This is a genomic window from Streptomyces sp. NPDC025721 (genome assembly GCF_055558595.1).
This window is the reverse complement of sequence record NZ_JBVHMF010000010.1, coordinates 185,659-204,290: the sequence shown is the minus strand read 5'-3', so window position 1 is coordinate 204,290 and position 18,632 is coordinate 185,659. Positions and strand designations below refer to the sequence as shown.

The 18,632-nt window shown below is 68.8% G+C and carries 11 protein-coding genes; 3 read left to right on the top strand and 8 right to left on the bottom strand.

All coding sequences use genetic code 11. The features are described from left to right. Positions 1-56 precede the first annotated feature (56 nt). Positions 57-275, bottom strand: coding sequence for a hypothetical protein (locus tag ACZ4EF_RS17060; protein WP_355340225.1), 219 nt, complete (start codon positions 273-275; stop codon positions 57-59). A gap of 203 nt (positions 276-478) precedes the next feature. Between ACZ4EF_RS17060 and ACZ4EF_RS17055 the strand changes: the two genes are divergently transcribed. From ACZ4EF_RS17055 to ACZ4EF_RS17045, 3 genes are all read left to right on the top strand, one after another. Beyond that, the gene (locus tag ACZ4EF_RS17055) at positions 479-1,183 is read left to right on the top strand and encodes an ABC transporter ATP-binding protein (RefSeq protein ID WP_355340228.1); all 705 of its coding nucleotides are present in this window, start codon (positions 479-481) and stop codon (positions 1,181-1,183) included. Next, positions 1,180-2,958, top strand: a complete 1,779-nt coding sequence (locus tag ACZ4EF_RS17050; RefSeq protein ID WP_467505096.1) for a hypothetical protein — start codon at positions 1,180-1,182, stop codon at positions 2,956-2,958. The genes ACZ4EF_RS17055 and ACZ4EF_RS17050 overlap by 4 nt, the downstream gene beginning before the upstream one ends. A gap of 518 nt (positions 2,959-3,476) precedes the next feature. Then, entirely contained in the window at positions 3,477-5,339 is a 1,863-nt protein-coding gene (locus ACZ4EF_RS17045; RefSeq protein WP_467505094.1) for a PIG-L family deacetylase, read from the top strand. A gap of 92 nt (positions 5,340-5,431) precedes the next feature. Here the strand turns inward: ACZ4EF_RS17045 and tuf are convergent, their stop codons facing one another. The 7 genes from tuf to rpoB form a co-directional block, all read right to left on the bottom strand. Beyond that, positions 5,432-6,625: an elongation factor Tu gene (gene tuf, locus ACZ4EF_RS17040; RefSeq protein WP_355340236.1), complete on the bottom strand. Its 1,194-nt coding sequence runs from the start codon at positions 6,623-6,625 to the stop codon at positions 5,432-5,434. A gap of 184 nt (positions 6,626-6,809) precedes the next feature. Continuing rightward, positions 6,810-8,939: an elongation factor G gene (gene fusA / locus ACZ4EF_RS17035; protein ID WP_355340239.1), complete on the bottom strand. Its 2,130-nt coding sequence runs from the start codon at positions 8,937-8,939 to the stop codon at positions 6,810-6,812. 38 nt (positions 8,940-8,977) lie between these two features. Continuing rightward, positions 8,978-9,448 (bottom strand): 30S ribosomal protein S7, encoded by a 471-nt coding sequence (rpsG, locus tag ACZ4EF_RS17030; RefSeq protein ID WP_093713199.1) that lies wholly within the window; start codon positions 9,446-9,448, stop codon positions 8,978-8,980. A 2-nt stretch (positions 9,449-9,450) separates the two neighbouring features. Next, positions 9,451-9,822: a 30S ribosomal protein S12 gene (gene rpsL, locus ACZ4EF_RS17025; RefSeq protein WP_014144289.1), complete on the bottom strand. Its 372-nt coding sequence runs from the start codon at positions 9,820-9,822 to the stop codon at positions 9,451-9,453. A gap of 250 nt (positions 9,823-10,072) precedes the next feature. Next, positions 10,073-10,537: a DUF1707 and DUF4190 domain-containing protein gene (locus ACZ4EF_RS17020; RefSeq protein WP_366823801.1), complete on the bottom strand. Its 465-nt coding sequence runs from the start codon at positions 10,535-10,537 to the stop codon at positions 10,073-10,075. Positions 10,538-10,609: 72 nt separating this feature from the next. Further along, positions 10,610-14,509, bottom strand: a complete 3,900-nt coding sequence (locus tag ACZ4EF_RS17015) for a DNA-directed RNA polymerase subunit beta' (protein WP_355340247.1) — start codon at positions 14,507-14,509, stop codon at positions 10,610-10,612. Between the two features lie 125 nt (positions 14,510-14,634). Further along, on the bottom strand, positions 14,635-18,120 hold the full coding sequence (rpoB, locus tag ACZ4EF_RS17010) for a DNA-directed RNA polymerase subunit beta (protein WP_355340250.1): 3,486 nt from the start codon (positions 18,118-18,120) through the stop codon (positions 14,635-14,637). Positions 18,121-18,632 lie beyond the last annotated feature (512 nt).

Below are 18,632 nucleotides of genomic sequence, written 5' to 3'. Positions count from 1 at the left end.
CGGTCCCGTGCCGCCGGTGAGCCCGGTGGGATCAGCGGGTCCGCGGGGTCACGGGGTCAGTGCGTGTAGAGGTACACGAAGCCGTTGGCCTGGGAGCAGAAGTAGTTGGGACCCCAGAGCGCGACGCCCGCGGCGCCCGCCGCCTGGCACTGTTCCTGCGTGTAGTAGACGCCCGAGACGTGGAATTCGCCCGCGGCGCTGGCGGAGGTCGCGGCGCCGAGCGGGGCCAGGATCGCCACCGCGGCGGCGGCGAGCAGTCCGATGCGTTGTCTCACGTTCCAACTCCTTGAACAGGGTGATTCCCTGACAGATAGTCAGGGACCGTGCGGAGGTGGTGCGATTGCGCTCGCATGCTATCCGGGCGACCCGCTATAGGTCTATACCAATGCGGCGGCGCTGTGCCGACCGGCGGCCGGGCCGCCGTACCCGTCGTACTAAGGTCACGACGTATCCACCCACCTCGGCACGGAGGCCCCGCATGAAGGCGACCAAGGGTGCGGGCGCGCTCCTGCGACTGCGGAAGGTGAGCAGGACCTACGGGGAACGCAAGGCGCTGCTGCCGCTCGACCTGAGCCTGGCGCCGGGCCGCTGCACGGCCCTGTTCGGCCACAACGGCTCCGGCAAGTCCACCCTGCTGCGGATCGCCAGCGGCCGGGACGCGCCCACCTCGGGAGAGGCGCTGTTCGCGGGCCGCACCATGAGCGAGGACGACCCCGAGGTACGCGCCAGGGTCGCGGTCGTCGGCGACACCGTCGCCTGCTACCCGGACCTGACCGTCCGCGAGCACCTGGAGCTGGTCACCGTCGCGCACGCCGTGGACGACGCAGCCGCCTGGATCGACCAGGTGCTGGCCGACCGGCGGCTGTCCGACCACGCCAACGCCCTGCCGGGCTCGCTCTCCTCCGGCCAGATGCAGTCCCTGCTCCTGGCCGCCGCCCTCGTCCGCCCCCGCGACCTGCTCGTGCTCGACGAGCCCGAGCAGCGCCTCGACCCCGACGCCAGGCGCCGCCTGGCCGAACTGCTCGTCGCGGAGAAGGCCGACGGCGTCGCCGTACTGCTCGCCACCCACCAGCCCGACCTCGCCGAGGCCGTCGCCGACCGCATGATCGCCCTGGAGGACGGCCGTGTGATCGCCACCGGCGCGCCCGCCACGGTCCTGCGCGAGCTGGGGCTGCGCCCGTGACGGCCGCGTCGATCCCGCCGCAGGCGGACGGCCGGGACCCGGTGGACGACGGCGACGACTCCGGCGTCGCAACCGACGTCGCGTCCGACCTCGCGTCCGACATCGGGGACCCGGACCCCGACGACGTCTGGAGCGAGGAGGACGACGACCGGACGGCCGAGACGCTGGCCTGGCTGAAGCGCAAGCGCCGGGCACACCGCAGGGAACAGGGCCGGGACCTGGCCGTCCTGCTGTACTCCGTGCTGCTCGGCGGCATCGGGTACGGCAGCGGGGTGGCCGTGCACTTCCTGCGGGAGCTGGAGAACGGCGCGGACTACAGCGGGGTCGGCCGGGACCTCCAGCGCGGGCTGCCCGCGCTGTTCACGACCCTGACCGTCGCCCTCGCGCTCTTCGCGGCGCGCGACGCGCTGTGGCGCGGCCCGGTCGTCGTGCCGGGCCCGACCGTGGGCTGGCTGCTGGCCCAGCCGGTACGGCGGGCGGCGGTGCTGCGCCCGTGGTTCCGGCTCTCCGCCGGGATCGCGCTGATCCCCGGCCTGCTGGTGGGGGTCGCGGGCGGCGTCGTACTGCGCGTCACCGGGCGCGCGGCGATCGGTCCCGCCCTGCTCGGGGTGCTCCCGGCCGCGCTGTGCCTGCCGCTGCTCGCGGTCGCGCTCGGCATGGCCGTCGAGCGGCGGCCCCGGCTGATCCGGGCCGTCCAGCGGTGGACCGCGCCCGCCGTCCTGCTGCTGGGCGCGCTGACCGCCCAGACCGTCCTGGCCGCGACCGGCCACCGCTCGTCGGTCCTGGAGTGGATCGAGCTGTGGTCGGGGCCGTGGGGCTGGGCCGCGCAGCCGGTCGTACGGGCCACCGGCGGCTCGGTGCCCGGCTGGCCCGCCGCGGTCGTGCTGCTGGTGGCGCTCACCGCCGTCGCCACCGTCCGCGCGTACGGGGACGCGGCCCGCGTGCCGACCACGCAGCTCAGGGAGCGGGCGGCGACGGCCACCACCGTGTCCTCCGTGATGTGGTCGATGGAGCTGCGCGCCGCCAAGCTGGCGATCATGGAGGCGGGCGGCGCGTCCACCGCCCGCGGGCTGCGGCTGCGTCCGCCGCGCGGGCGGCTCGGCCGGCACTTCGTCGTCGAGTGGCGCGACCTGCTGGCGCTGCTGCGGGCTCCCGGGCGGCTCGGCAAGGCCGCCGTCTGGACCGCGTGCGGCGCCGCCACCGCGGGGCTCGGCGTGGACCTCGGCGGGGAGCGGCGGGTCGTCGGCCTCGTCCTCGGGCTGCTCTTCGGCTACATGGCGGTCGGCGCGCTCGCCGAGGCCGCGCGGCTGGAGACCGACGACGTGCGGCGGGCCGCCTGGGCGCCGTTCCGCTTCCGTACGCTGATGCTGCACCACGCCGTCGTGCCCGCCGTCCTCGGCGCGCTCCTCGGCCTGCTCGCCGCGGTTCCCTTCGCCGTGACCGGCACCCCCTCGGCGCTGCTGCTCATGCCCCTGTGCGCCCCGCCCTTCACCGCCGCCGCCCTCTTCTCCGCGTGCCGCGGCCCCGCCCGCACCCAGCTCCTCTTCCTCGGCGGCGGCTCCCCCGTCGGCGGGCCCGGCCCGCTGATCTTCCTCGCCTGGTACGCCGCCGGGCCCCTCGTCTCCGTCACCGCCCTCGCCCTCCTCCTCGACCCGCCCCTCGTCCACGGCCTCCACCCCGGCTCCGCCGCCCAGCTCCTCCTCCCCACCGCCCTCCTCACCGCCCTCCTTCTCCTCCTCACCACCCGCGCCGCCGACCGCCTCATCCGCCACTGACCCTTACGGCGCCAATGCGAAGGCGGGTTCGCCCCAAAGGGGCGCGAGGAACTGCGCGCTCAGCCACCACGCCCCCGCACGACACCACCCGCCCCAGCGGGGCAGACCGGTTGTCCCCGGACCACCCGCCGGTGATGGGTTACCCGCGCAGTTCCCCGCGCCCCTAACGGGGCCCACCCCCTTTCGCCCGGACGGCGAGCCGATCCTTCAAGGGGCGCGAGGAACTGCGCCACCAGCCACCACGCTCCCGCACCTCACCACCCGCCCCAACGGGGCAGACCGGTTGTCCCCGGACCACCCGCCGGTGAGGGGTTCGCCTCTGACGGGGCGCACCGTCTTTCGCCCGGACGGCGAGCCGATCCTTTAAGGGGCGCGGGGAACTGCGCGCTCAGCCACCACGCTCCCGCACCTCACCACCCGCCCCAGCGGGGCAATTCGGTGGTGGCCGGACCACCGGCCGGTGGGGGGCGGGCCGCGCAAGGTCCTCGCGCCCCTGACGGGGCGCCGTCCTGCGCAAGGTGTCGGCGGAGGAGGGAGGCAACCTGATCGCCGCGAAGCGGCTCTTAGCGGGCGTGAAGGACCACCACAGCCCAGACCACCCCTCCCGCCGCTCCCTGCTGACGGCAGCGGTGGCGACGGCGGGAGCGACGGCCGCGGCAGTGGCCCTGAGCGGCTGCACCTCCCAGGCCCAGGACACCGCCCCGCGCCGGCTCCCGGCCCCGGCGGACCCGCTGGCGACGCAGCCGTACCGCCCGCAGGGCGACCCGCTGGTGCTCCAGGTGATGGCGCACCCGGACGACGACCTGTTCTTCATGAACCCGGACACGCTGCACTCGCTCCAGGCGGGCACGCCCGTGGTGTCGGTGTACGTGACGGCGGGCGAGTCGACAGGCGTCAACCACGAGCCGTTCGGCCCGCGCAGGCGCCACCGCAGGGACCAGGCCGCGTACTCCTCCTCCCGCCACCAGGGCCTGCGGCAGGCGTACGCGACGATGCTGGGGCTGCCGCACTTCACCCGGTGGACCACCGACGTGATCGACGTCGGCGGCGGTCTGCACGCGGAGGTGGACGAGCTGCGGCACGGCGCGATGCACGCGCGCCTGGTGTTCCTCCAGGTGTCGATGCACGAGCTGAGCTCCAGCGCGAGCCTGCCGATGATGTGGGAGGTGCCGGGCACCGTACTGTCGTACGTGGTGGCGCAGAACGCGCCCGCGCCCGCCAACGGCCGCGGCACGTACACCCACCAGAAGCTGGTGGACGTCCTGGCCGGGCTGATGGAACGTTTCCGCCCGACGGAGATCAGGACGCTCGACCCGGACCCCGACATCCAGGTGCACGACAAGCGGCATCCGGCCGCCAGTGAGCAGCCCGGCTTCTCCGACCACCGGGACCACACCGCGACGGCGCTGTTCACCTGGAAGGCGATGGCGCAGTGGGTGTCGGAGTCGGCGAACGGCCCCGGCCGGGCGGTGCCCGCCTTCAGCACCACCGCGTACCGCGGCTACTACAACCACCACTGGCCGTACAACCTGCCGCCCGCGACCGTGGCGCTCAAGGCGCGCTTCCTCTTCCAGTACGGCGGCAACCAGGCGTGGCGCTGCGGGAATCCGGGCGGCTGCGGTGACTACGGCCAGGGCGAGAACGAGCCGCTGGCCAACCCCAAGGGGTGGATCCGCTCGACGCACCGCCGCTATCCGGGGGCGCGCCGGATCGTGGTCGGCGGGGCCGCGTACGAAGTGCTCGGTACGCGGGCGGTGCGGCGCGAGGAGACCCGGCCGGGCAGCGGGGTCTGGGGGCCGCCCCAGGATCTCGGCGGCGGGACGCTGGCCCCGGCGCTGTCCTGTGTACGGACCCGCGACGGCGGCACCCTGCTGTTCGCGCTGCGCTTCGCCGTCCTGGAGGGGCACGGCGGGCCGAACACCCGCGACATCGTGATGTGGCGCGACGGGGGCTGGTCCTCGCTCGGCAGTCCCGAGACGCACCCGGACCGTACGCGCAGGACCGGTGCGCCGGTCGCCGTCGCGGCCCCTGACGGCAGCGTGCACCTCTTCGCGCGCAACGCGGCCAAGGGGGTCAGCACCCGGGTGCTGACCGCCGGCGTCTGGAGCCCCTGGCGCGATCTCGGCGGCGCCGAGGTCCAGGACGGGCTGGCCGTCGTCACCGACCGCCGTGGCCGTATCCACGTCTTCGCCTCCGGCCACACCACCGTCCACCACTGGGCCCAGTCCAAGCCGGGCGGCGCCGTCGCCTACGCCCCCCTCCCGGCCCTCCCCGCCCCCGGCGGCCTCCCCTCCGCCGCCCTCACCCCCTCCGGCCCCCTGTCACTCCGCTACACCCTCCCCGCCACCCCCCGCGTCTTCCACCAGTCCCTCGCCCTCTAGGGCCGCGCCTGACGGGGCGCAACGCAAAGGTGCCCCGGATCGCGGGAAGCGATCCGGGGCACCCTCGTTGGCTCAGAGCGAGCCGCAAGCCACTACTTGTTGATCTTCGTGACCTGACCGGCACCCACCGTGCGCCCACCCTCACGGATGGCGAACTTCAGGCCCTCTTCCATGGCGATCGGCTGGATGAGCTGGACGCTCATGGCCGTGTTGTCGCCCGGCATGACCATCTCGGTGCCCTCGGGGAGGGTCACGACGCCGGTCACGTCCGTGGTGCGGAAGTAGAACTGCGGACGGTAGTTGTTGAAGAAGGGGGTGTGACGGCCACCCTCGTCCTTCGACAGGATGTAGGCCTGGGCCTCGAACTCGGTGTGCGGGGTGACCGAACCGGGCTTGATGATGACCTGGCCGCGCTCGACATCCTCGCGCTTGATGCCACGGAGGAGCAGACCGACGTTCTCACCGGCCTGGCCCTCGTCGAGCAGCTTGCGGAACATCTCGATGCCGGTGACCGTGGTGGTGGTCTTGTCCTGCTTGATGCCGATGATGTCAACGGTCTCGTTGACCTTCAGCACACCACGCTCGATGCGGCCGGTGACGACGGTGCCACGACCGGTGATCGTGAAGACGTCCTCGATCGGCATCAGGAACGGCTTGTCGACGTCACGCTCGGGGGTCGGGATCGCGGTGTCCACGGCCTCCATGAGGCCGAGGAGCTTCTCGCCCCACTCCTTGTCGCCCTCAAGCGCCTTGAGCGCGGAGACGCGCACGACCGGCAGGTCGTCGCCCGGGAACTCGTACTCGGAGAGCAGCTCACGGACCTCGAGCTCGACGAGCTCCAGGATCTCCTCGTCGTCCACCATGTCGGCCTTGTTCAGGGCGACGACGATGTACGGCACGCCGACCTGGCGGGCCAGGAGCACGTGCTCCTTGGTCTGCGGCATCGGGCCGTCGGTCGCGGCGACCACCAGGATGGCGCCGTCCATCTGCGCCGCACCGGTGATCATGTTCTTGATGTAGTCCGCGTGACCGGGGCAGTCGACGTGCGCGTAGTGACGCGACTCGGTCTGGTACTCGACGTGCGCGATCGAGATGGTGATACCGCGCTGGCGCTCCTCAGGAGCCTTGTCGATCTGGTCGAAGGCCGAGGCCTCGTTCAGGTTCGGGTACGCGTCGTGCAGCACCTTGGTGATCGCCGCGGTAAGGGTCGTCTTACCGTGGTCGATGTGACCGATGGTGCCGATGTTGACGTGCGGCTTAGTCCGCTCGAACTTCGCCTTCGCCACTGGGGTCCTCCTGGGGAGTGGATCTGTACGCCTTGCTTCATCGGCGCCAGGTGATCTTTGCTGGAATGCGGACTGCCGGGGCACCCGCCGCGCACCGTCCGGTACACACCTTCCGGTTTGCGGCGGATTGCCCCGAAGCCTGCTGTCAAGCCTAAAGGGTGAAACGCGCTGAGGATTTCAGGCGTTACTCGCCCTTGGCCTTCGCGATGATCTCCTCGGCGACGTTCCGCGGAACCTCGGCGTAGGAGTCGAACTGCATGGAGTAGCTGGCCCGGCCCGAGGTCTTGGACCGCAGGTCACCGACGTAGCCGAACATCTCCGACAGCGGAACCAGGCCCTTGACGACACGGGCGCCGCTGCGCTCCTCCATGGCCTGGATCTGGCCACGGCGGGAGTTGAGGTCGCCGATGACATCGCCCATGTAGTCCTCGGGCGTGGTGACCTCGACGGCCATCATCGGTTCGAGGAGCACGGGGCTCGCCTTGCGGGCACCCTCCTTGAACGCCTGCGAACCGGCGATCTTGAATGCCAGTTCGGAGGAGTCGACCTCGTGGTAGCCGCCGTCGATCAGGGTGACGCGGACGCCCACCATCTCGTAGCCGGCCAGGATGCCGAACTTCATGGCCTCCTGCGCACCGGCGTCCACCGACGGGATGTACTCGCGGGGGATGCGGCCACCGGTGACCTTGTTGACGAACTCGTAGGTCGCGTCGCCGCCTTCCAGCGGCTCCAGCATGATCTGCACCTTCGCGAACTGACCGGTACCACCGGTCTGCTTCTTGTGGGTGTAGTCAATGCGCTCGACCGTCTTGCGGATGGTCTCGCGGTACGCGACCTGCGGCTTGCCGACGTTGGCCTCGACCTTGAACTCGCGCCGCATACGGTCGACCAGCACCTCGAGGTGCAGTTCGCCCATACCGCCGATGATGGTCTGGCCGGTCTCCTCGTCCGAGTGGACCTGGAAGGAGGGGTCCTCCTCCGAGAGCCGCTGGATGGCGACACCCAGCTTCTCCTGGTCACCCTTGGACTTGGGCTCGATCGCGACCTGGATCACCGGCGCCGGGAAGTCCATGGACTCCAGGATCACCGGGCTCTTGTCGTCGCACAGCGTCTCACCGGTGGTGGTCTGCTTCAGGCCCATGACGGCGATGATGTCGCCCGCGCCCACCGACTCGATCTCCTCACGCTTGTTCGCGTGCATGCGGTAGATCTTGCCGATGCGCTCCTTCTTGCCCTTGACGGAGTTCAGCACAGCCGAACCCGCGTTCAGGCGGCCCGAGTAGACCCGGACGAAGGTGAGCTTGCCCAGGTGCGGGTCGCTCATGATCTTGAACGCGAGGCCGGAGAACGGCTCCTCGTCCGACGGCCGGCGCTTGATGATCTCGTCGGCGTTGCCGACGGCGTGGCCCTCGATGGCCTCGACGTCCAGCGGCGACGGGAGGTAGCGCACGACCGCGTCGAGCAGGGGCTGAACGCCCTTGTTCTTGAACGCGGTGCCGCAGAACACGGGGGTGACGGTGACGGAGTCCTTGGTCCCCTTGGAGGCCAGGGTGATCCGGCGGATGGCCGCGATCAACTGGTCCTGGTCGGGCTCCTGGCCCTCCAGGTACAGCTCCATCATGGCGTCGTCGTGCTCGGCGACGGCCTCGAGCAACTTGCCGCGCCACTCGTCGGCCGCTTCGACGTGGGTGTCCGGGATGTCGACGGTGTCGTACATCTCGCCCTTGGTCGCTTCCGCGGACCAGACCAGCGCCTTCATCTGGACGAGGTCGACCACGCCCTTGAAGTCGGCTTCCGCGCCGATCGGGAGCTGCATGACCAGCGGCACCGCGCCGAGGCGGTCCACGATCATGTCGACGCAGCGGTGGAACTCCGCGCCGGTGCGGTCGAGCTTGTTGACGAAGCAGATGCGGGGCACGCCGTAACGGTCGGCCTGACGCCACACCGTCTCGGACTGCGGCTCCACACCGGCGACACCGTCGAACACCGTGACGGCGCCGTCGAGGACGCGGAGCGAACGCTCCACCTCGACGGTGAAGTCGACGTGACCGGGGGTGTCGATGATGTTGATGGTGTGGTCGACATCATCGAGCGGCCAGTGACAGGTCGTCGCGGCCGACGTGATCGTGATGCCGCGCTCCTGCTCCTGCTCCATCCAGTCCATGGTGGCTGCGCCGTCGTGGACTTCACCGATCTTGTAGGAAACACCGGTGTAGAACAGGATCCGCTCGGTGGTCGTCGTCTTGCCCGCGTCGATGTGGGCCATGATCCCGATGTTGCGGACCCTGGCCAGGTCAAGCGAAGTGGTGGCCATGTGGCTCAGTCTTCTCTCGGTTTCGATGTGGGTGGTGACTACCAGCGGTAGTGCGCGAAGGCCTTGTTGGACTCGGCCATCTTGTGCGTGTCCTCGCGGCGCTTCACGGAAGCACCCAGGCCATTGCTGGCGTCGAGGATCTCGTTCATCAGACGCTCGGTCATCGTCTTCTCGCGACGGGCGCGGGAGTAACCGACGAGCCAGCGGAGCGCCAGCGTGTTCTGACGGCCCGGACGGACCTCGACCGGCACCTGGTAGGTCGCACCGCCGACGCGGCGGGACTTGACCTCAAGGGTCGGCTTGATGTTCTCCAGCGCGCGCTTCAGCGTGATGACCGGGTCGTTGCCCGACTTCTCACGAAGGCCCTCAAGGGCGCCGTACACGATGCGCTCAGCGGTGGAGCGCTTGCCGTGCAGGAGGATCTTGTTGACGAGCGACGTCACCAGCGGGGAGCCGTAAACCGGGTCGATGATGACCGGGCGCTTCGGGGCGGGGCCCTTACGAGGCATGCTTACTTCTCCTTCTTGGCGCCGTAGCGGCTACGAGCCTGCTTACGGTTCTTGACGCCCTGCGTGTCGAGGGAACCGCGGATGATCTTGTAACGAACACCCGGAAGGTCCTTCACACGACCGCCGCGCACGAGCACGATCGAGTGCTCCTGGAGGTTGTGGCCCTCACCCGGGATGTAAGCCGTGACCTCGATACCGCTGGTCAGCCGTACGCGCGCGACCTTGCGCAGCGCCGAGTTCGGCTTCTTCGGGGTGGTCGTGTACACACGCGTGCAAACGCCACGACGCTGCGGGGAACCCTTCAGCGCGGGCGTCTTGTTCTTCTCGACCTTGTCCTGCCGGCCCTTTCGGACCAACTGCTGGATCGTAGGCACCGTTTCTCCGGTTTCTGTGTGCCGATCTCGATAAATCTAACCTGGGGACCGACCCACGCGGTCGGGTGTGTCGCGGACCCCACACGAATCCGAACCAACGGAGAAGTGCGTATGTCGGGTGACGCGGCCTCGGTGCCCTCTCGCGGTCGCATGGCACACGCGAGGACCCGGGCACACCCCAGGCACAAGGTCAGAGCGTACCTACCGCATCGGCTGCGGTCAAAACAAATGCAAACGCGCAGGCCGGTGACTACTCGAAGATTGCCACCACCCAGATCAGCGCCCAGAAAGCCAGCCCGAGATAACCGATCACCAACCCGGCGGTCGCCATCCCGTCACCCTGCTCACCGCGCTCGCGGATCTGCCGCTTCGCGGTGTGCCCGAGCACGACCGCGCCGATCGACGCCATCCCGAAGATCGGCGACCCGACCAATGAGCACACCAGTGCCCCGATCGCCGCCCCGTTCGTCTTCGGCACGGGCGCCACCGGCGGCGCGTACCGGAACGGCTGCGGCGCCCCGAACGTCGGAGGCACCGGATACGGCGAGGACGGCCGCGGAATGTCCGCTGTCAGCCGGTCCAAGTCCCCGTACGTACGCGCCGCGTAGGCACGCCCCAACCGGTCCTCGTACTCTTCCTGCTTCAACCGCCCCTCGGTGAACGCCTCGTTCAGCACGTTCACCGCGCGCTCTCTGTCCGCATCCCCGGCAAGCATGTATCCATAATGCCGCAGAGCGGCCATCCCCGAGAGGGATGGCCGCCCTGTGTGACAGCAACGGGACGAAACTCAGCCGTTGTACGGGCCGTAGTCGTAGTCCTCCAGCGGAACGGCCTGGCCGGAGCCGGTGCCGAACGGGCTGTAGTCGATGTCGTCGTAGCCGACGGCCGAGTACATCGCGGCCTTGGCCTCCTCGGTCGGCTCCACCCGGATGTTGCGGTAGCGGGCGAGGCCCGTACCGGCCGGGATCAGCTTGCCGATGATGACGTTCTCCTTCAGGCCCAGCAGCGAGTCCGACTTGGCGTGGATCGCCGCGTCGGTCAGCACCCGGGTCGTCTCCTGGAAGGAGGCGGCCGACAGCCAGGACTCCGTGGCCAGCGAGGCCTTGGTGATACCCATGAGCTGCGGACGACCCGAGGCCGGGTGACCGCCCTCGGAGACCACACGCCGGTTCTCGGTCTCGAACCGGCCGCGCTCGACCAGCTCGCCGGGCAGCAGCTCCGCGTCGCCGGACTCGATGATCGTCACCCGGCGCAGCATCTGCCGGATGATGATCTCGATGTGCTTGTCGTGGATCGACACGCCCTGCGAGTTGTAGACCTTCTGGACTTCCTGCACCAGGTGGATCTGCACCTGGCGCTGGCCCAGAATGCGCAGCACGTCGTGCGGGTTGGTGGCACCGAAGGTCAGCTTCTGGCCGACCTCGACGTGGTCGCCCTCGCCCACCAGGAGCTTGGCGCGCTTGGAGATCGGGTAGGCGATCTCCTCGGCACCGTCGTCCGGGGTGACGACGAGCTTCTTCGTCTTCTCGGTCTCCTCGATCCGCACCCGGCCGGACGCCTCGGAGATCGGGGCGACACCCTTCGGGACACGGGCCTCGAACAGCTCGACGACACGCGGCAGACCCTGCGTGATGTCGTCACCGGCCACACCACCGGTGTGGAAGGTACGCATCGTGAGCTGGGTGCCGGGCTCACCGATCGACTGGGCCGCGATGATACCGACGGCCTCGCCGATGTCGACGAGCTTGCCGGTGGCCAGCGAACGGCCGTAGCAGTACGCGCAGGTGCCGACGGTCGACTCGCAGGTGAGGATCGAGCGGGTCTTGACCTCCTCGACACCGTGCCGCACGAGCTGGTCGATCAGCACGTCACCGAGGTCGACGTTGGCGGGCGCGATGACCTTGCCGTCCACCACGACGTCCTCGGCGAGCATGCGGGCGTACACGCTGGTCTCGACGTCGTCCGTCTTGCGCAGCGAACCGTCCGCGCCGCGCTCGGCGATCCGCAGCTTCAGACCGCGCTCGGTGCCGCAGTCCTCCTCGCGGATGATCACGTCCTGCGAGACGTCCACCAGACGACGGGTCAGGTAACCCGAGTCGGCGGTACGCAGCGCGGTGTCGGCCAGACCCTTACGGGCACCGTGGGTGGAGATGAAGTACTCCAGCACGGACAGGCCCTCACGGAAGGACGCCTTGATCGGACGGGCGATCGTCTCGTTCTTGGCGTTCGACACCAGGCCACGCATACCCGCGATCTGACGCATCTGCATCATGTTTCCGCGGGCCCCGGAGTCCACCATCATGAAGATGGGGTTGGTCTTCGGGAAGTTCGCGTTCATCGCCACAGCGACCTCGTTGGTCGCCTTGGTCCAGATCGCGATGAGCTCCTGAGTGCGCTCGTCCTTGGTGATCAGACCGCGCTCGTACTGCTTCTGGACCTTCTCGTCCTGGGCCTCGTAGGAGGCGATGATCGCCTTCTTGGCCTCGGGCACCACGATGTCCGTGACGGACACGGTGACACCGGAACGGGTCGCCCAGTGGAAGCCCGCCGCCTTCAGGTTGTCGAGCGTCGCCGCCACGATGACCTTCGGGTAGCGCTCGGCGAGGTCGTTGACGATCTCGGAGAGCTGCTTCTTGCCGACCGCGTAGTCCACGAACGGGTAGTCCTCGGGCAGCAGCTCGTTGAAGAGCGCGCGGCCCAGGGTCGTCCGCAGCCGGAACGTGTCGCCGAGCTGGTACGGCTCCTCGCCCTCGGTGGGCTCCGGCGGCACCCAGCCGCGCGGCGGGACGGTGCCCACCGGGAAGCGGATGTCGACCGGCGCCTGCATCGACAGCTCACGGCCGTCGAACGCCATGATCGCCTCGGCGGTCGAACCGAACGCCCGGTTCTCCCCGATGACCTCGCGCTCCTCGGAGTCCGTGGTCAGGAAGAACAGACCGAGCACCATGTCCTGGGTCGGCATGGTGACCGGACGGCCGTCGGCCGGCTTGAGGATGTTGTTCGAGGACAGCATCAGGATGCGGGCCTCGGCCTGCGCCTCCGCGGACAGCGGGAGGTGCACGGCCATCTGGTCGCCGTCGAAGTCCGCGTTGAACGCGGTGCAGACCAGCGGGTGGATCTGGATGGCCTTGCCCTCGACGAGCTGCGGCTCGAATGCCTGGATGCCCAGACGGTGCAGGGTCGGTGCGCGGTTGAGCAGCACCGGGTGCTCGGCGATGACCTCTTCGAGCACGTCGTACACGACCGTACGGCCGCGCTCGACCATGCGCTTGGCCGACTTGATGTTCTGCGCGTGGTTCAGGTCCACCAGGCGCTTCATCACGAACGGCTTGAAGAGCTCCAGCGCCATGGCCTTGGGCAGGCCGCACTGGTGCAGCTTGAGCTGCGGGCCGACGACGATCACCGAACGGGCGGAGTAGTCGACGCGCTTGCCGAGCAGGTTCTGCCGGAAGCGGCCCTGCTTGCCCTTGAGCATGTCGGACAGCGACTTCAGCGGACGGTTGCCGGGGCCCGTGACCGGGCGGCCGCGACGGCCGTTGTCGAAGAGCGCGTCGACGGCCTCCTGGAGCATGCGCTTCTCGTTGTTCACGATGATCTCGGGGGCGCCGAGGTCGAGAAGCCGCTTCAGGCGGTTGTTGCGGTTGATGACACGGCGGTACAGGTCGTTGAGGTCGGAGGTCGCGAAGCGGCCACCGTCGAGCTGCACCATCGGACGCAGGTCCGGCGGGATCACCGGGACGCAGTCCAGCACCATGCCGTTGGGCTTGTTGGTGGTCTGGAGGAAGGCGGAGACGACCTTGAGGCGCTTGAGCGCCCGGGTCTTCTTCTGGCCCTTGCCGGTACGGATGATCTCGCGGAGGCGCTCGGCCTCCTCCTCCAGGTCGAAGGACTCCAGGCGCTTTTGCAGCGCCGCGGCACCCATCGAACCCTGGAAGTACGTACCGAAGCGGTCGCGCAGCTCGCGGTAGAGCAGCTCGTCGCCCTCCAGGTCCTGGACCTTGAGGTTCTTGAAGCGGGCCCACACCTCGTCGAGCCGGTCGATCTCGCGCTGCGCACGGTCGCGGAGCTGCTTCATCTCGCGCTCGGCGCCTTCGCGGACCTTGCGGCGGACGTCGGCCTTGGCGCCTTCGTTCTCCAGCTCGGCCAGGTCGGCTTCCAGCTTCTTCTGCCGGCCCTCGACGTCGGAGTCACGGCGCTGCTCGACCTGCTGGCGCTCGACGGAGACCTGGGCCTCCAGCGACGGCAGGTCGCGCGTGCGGCGCTCGTCGTCCACCCACGTGATCATGTACGCCGCGAAGTAGATGACCTTCTCCAGGTCCTTCGGGGCGAGGTCGAGCAGGTAGCCGAGGCGCGACGGAACGCCCTTGAAGTACCAGATGTGCGTGACGGGCGCGGCCAGCTCGATGTGGCCCATCCGCTCACGACGCACCTTGGCGCGAGTGACCTCGACGCCGCAGCGCTCACAGATGATGCCCTTGAAGCGGACCCGCTTGTACTTCCCGCAGTAGCACTCCCAGTCCCGGGTAGGGCCGAAGATCTTCTCGCAGAAGAGCCCGTCCTTTTCCGGCTTGAGCGTGCGGTAGTTGATGGTCTCCGGCTTCTTCACTTCGCCGTGCGACCAGGTACGAATGTCGTCCGCGGTGGCAAGGCCGATCCGCAGCTCGTCGAAGAAGTTGACGTCGAGCACTTGTCGTCAATCCCGCCTTCGGGTTCCACCCGACCAAAAAACGCGGTCGGGGTCGATTGTCAAACATGGTCTGAACGGTCCTGGGAGAGGCCGCCCGGTCCTGGAGGGACCGGGCGACCGGCCCGTCAGACCTCTTCGACGCTGCTCGGCTCCCGCCGGGACAGGTCGATACCGAGTTCTTCCGCGGCGCGGAAGACGTCCTCGTCGGTGTCACGCATCTCGATGGACATGCCGTCCGAGGACAGCACCTCCACGTTGAGGCAGAGCGACTGCATTTCCTTGATGAGCACCTTGAAGGACTCGGGGATGCCCGGCTCGGGGATGTTCTCGCCCTTGACGATGGCCTCGTAGACCTTCACGCGGCCGAGCACGTCGTCGGACTTGATGGTCAGCAGCTCCTGGAGGGCGTAAGCGGCGCCGTACGCCTCCAGCGCCCACACCTCCATCTCACCGAATCGCTGGCCACCGAACTGCGCCTTACCACCCAGCGGCTGCTGGGTGATCATCGAGTACGGACCGGTGGAGCGGGCGTGCAGCTTGTCGTCCACCAGGTGGTGCAGCTTGAGGATGTACATGTAGCCGATCGAGATCGGCTCAGGGAACGGCTCGCCGGAGCGGCCGTCGAACATCCGCGCCTTGCCGGACGGCAGGACCATGCGGTCGCCGTCGCGGTTCGGGATGGTGGACTCGAACAGACCGCGGATCTCGTCCTCGCGGGCGCCGTCGAAGACCGGGGTCGCGACGTTGGTGCCGGCGGCGACGACGTCCGCGTCGATCGCCTGGAGGCGACGCGCCCACTCCTCGCCGATACCGGAGACGTCCCAGCCCTGCTTGGCGAGCCAGCCGAGGTGGATCTCCAGCACCTGTCCCGGGTTCATGCGGGACGGGACGCCGAGCGGGTTGAGGATGATGTCGACCGGGGTGCCGTCCTCGGTGAACGGCATGTCCTCGACCGGCAGGATCTTCGAGATGACGCCCTTGTTGCCGTGACGGCCGGCGAGCTTGTCGCCGTCGGTGATCTTCCGCTTCTGCGCCACGTACACGCGCACGAGCTGGTTGACACCGGGCGGCAGTTCGTCGCCCTCCTCGCGGTCGAAGACCCGGACGCCGATGACCTTGCCGGTCTCGCCGTGCGGCACCTTCAGCGAGGTGTCACGGACCTCACGGGCCTTCTCGCCGAAGATCGCGCGCAGCAGGCGCTCCTCCGGGGTCAGCTCGGTCTCGCCCTTGGGCGTGACCTTGCCGACCAGGATGTCGCCGGCGACGACGTCGGCGCCGATCCGGATGATCCCGCGCTCGTCGAGGTCCGCGAGGACCTCCTCGGAGACGTTGGGGATGTCCCGGGTGATCTCCTCCGGGCCGAGCTTGGTGTCACGGGCGTCGACCTCGTGCTCCTCGATGTGGATCGAGGAGAGGACGTCGTCCTGGACCAGCCGCTGGCTGAGGATGATCGCGTCTTCGTAGTTGTGGCCCTCCCAGGGCATGAACGCCACCAGGAGGTTCTTGCCGAGGGCCATCTCGCCCTCGTCGGTCGAGGGACCGTCGGCGAGCACCTGGCCGACGACGACCCGGTCGCCCTCGTTGACGACGACCTTCTGGTTGAAGGACGTGCCCTGGTTGGAGCGGGAGAACTTCGCGACGCGGTACGTGGTGTACGTGCCGTCGTCGTTGGTGATGGTGACGTAGTCGGCCGAGACCTCCTGGACCACACCGTCCTTGTCCGCCTTGATGACGTCACCGGCGTCGACCGCGCAGCGGTACTCCATGCCGGTGCCGACCAGCGGCGCCTCCGCCTTGATCAGCGGCACGGCCTGGCGCATCATGTTCGATCCCATGAGCGCGCGGTTGGCGTCGTCGTGCTCCAGGAACGGGATCATCGCGGTCGCGACCGACACCATCTGGCGCGGCGAGACGTCCATGTAGTCGACGTCGTCGCCGGGGATGTAGTCGATCTCGCCGCCGCGGCGGCGGACCAGCACGCGGGACTCGGCGAACCGCAGGTCCTCGGTGAGCGGCGCGTTGGCCTGCGCGATGACGAAGCGGTCTTCCTCGTCCGCGGTCAGGTAGTCGACGTCGTCGGTGACGACGCCCTCGACGACCTTGCGGTACGGGGTCTCGACGAAGCCGAACGCGTTGACCCGGCCGTAGGAGGCGAGCGAGCCGATCAGGCCGATGTTCGGGCCTTCGGGGGTCTCGATCGGGCACATGCGGCCGTAGTGCGACGGGTGCACGTCGCGGACCTCGAAGCCGGCCCGCTCACGGGACAGACCACCGGGGCCCAGCGCCGACAGGCGGCGCTTGTGGGTCAGGCCGGACAGCGGGTTCGTCTGGTCCATGAACTGGGAGAGCTGGCTGGTGCCGAAGAACTCCTTGATGGAGGCGACGACCGGCCGGATGTTGATCAGGGTCTGCGGCGTGATCGCCTCGACGTCCTGGGTCGTCATCCGCTCGCGGACCACGCGCTCCATACGGGCCAGGCCGGTACGGACCTGGTTCTGGATCAGCTCGCCCACGTTGCGCAGGCGGCGGTTGCCGAAGTGGTCGATGTCGTCGACCTCGACGACCATCGAGGAGCCGTTCTCCCCGGTGGTCTCGGTCTCACCGGCGTGCAGCTTCACCAGGTACTTGATGGTGGCGATGATGTCGTCGGTGGTGAGCACACCGGCGTCCAGGGGCGCGTCGCTGCCGAGCTTCTTGTTCACCTTGTAGCGGCCGACCTTCGCGAGGTCGTAGCGCTTGGGGTTGAAGTAGAGGTTCTCCAGCAGGGTCTGCGCGGCCTCCTTGGTCGGCGGCTCGCCCGGACGCAGCTTGCGGTAGATGTCGAGCAGCGCGTCGTCCTGGCCCTGGGTGTGGTCCTTCTCCAGGGTGGCGCGCATCGACTCGTAGTCGCCGAACTCGTCCAGGATCTGCTCGGTGCTCCAGCCGAGCGCCTTGAGCAGGACGGTGACCGACTGCTTGCGCTTGCGGTCGATGCGGACACCGACCATGTCGCGCTTGTCGATCTCCATCTCCAGCCAGGCACCCCGGGACGGGATGATCTTGGCGGAGAAGATGTCCTTGTCGGACGTCTTGTCGATCTGGCTGTCGAAGTAGACACCCGGCGAGCGCACGAGCTGCGAGACGACGACACGCTCGGTGCCGTTGATGCAGAAGGTGCCCTTGTTGGTCATCAGCGGGAAGTCACCCATGAAGACCGTCTGGGACTTGATCTCGCCGGTCTCGTTGTTGGTGAACTCGGCGGTGACGAAGAGCGGGGCGCCGTACGTGAAGTCGCGCTCCTTGCACTCGTCCAGCGAGTTCTTCGGAGGCTCGAATCGGTGGTCACGGAAAGTGAGCGACATCGACCCGGAGAAGTCCTCGATCGGCGAGATCTCCTCGAAGATCTCCTCCAGACCCGACTTCCTGGGGACGTCCTGCCCACTGTCCAGGGCCGCCTCGACACGGGCCTTCCACGCGGCGTTGCCGAGCAGCCAGTCAAAGCTCTCGGTCTGGAGCGCGAGGAGGTTCGGAACTTCGAGCGGTTCACGGATCTTCGCGAAAGAGATGCGCAGCGGGGCGGTGCTTGCGCCGTTGTTCGAATTGGTGGTCGAGGCGTTGCGCGAGGCGGCCAAGAGGGGGTCCTTCCGAGGGCTCGGACTCACTACGCGCATACCGGTCCGCCCCTGAGCGTAAGAAGAAAGCCCTGATGGCGGACTTCTTCAGCAGTGCTCAGACGTGGGCATGCTCCTGGTGACGGGCCAGGCAGCAGCTAACAGGCAGCGCAAAGGGTCAGTGTAGCCACTCGGCACACTGATGTCCAGAGCAGAGATTCGGAGTACCGAATCATCGCCCCCTCGTCCGTCCTGCGGATCCCGCCTCGGAACCGGATCCGCGCCTGCGCCATGCATTCCCGCATCTCCCCCGATCCATGCATCCAACCCGGATCGAAGTGTCGACGCGTCCTGAGAATTGCGCGCCGCGTGCGGTTCGTCAAGGCCCTGGCCTGGCAGAGATGCTCACAGCCCCGCGCCCGGCCCCCTGCCGGATGGCTCCCGGAGCAGGTCCCGTGCGGGAACGATCACCTTATCCGGACGGTGGCACCGCCCCGCCACAAGGACGCGGGAACGCCGTAGGGCGGCCACCC

Coding starts and splice junctions, on each gene's coding strand:
- ACZ4EF_RS17055 (WP_355340228.1), top strand. CDS start 479: ATGAAGGCGACCAAGGGTGCGGGCGCGCTCCTGCGACTGCGGAAGGTG.
- fusA (WP_355340239.1), bottom strand. CDS start 8,939: ATGGCCACCACTTCGCTTGACCTGGCCAGGGTCCGCAACATCGGGATC.
- rpsG (WP_093713199.1), bottom strand. CDS start 9,448: ATGCCTCGTAAGGGCCCCGCCCCGAAGCGCCCGGTCATCATCGACCCG.
- ACZ4EF_RS17020 (WP_366823801.1), bottom strand. CDS start 10,537: ATGCTTGCCGGGGATGCGGACAGAGAGCGCGCGGTGAACGTGCTGAAC.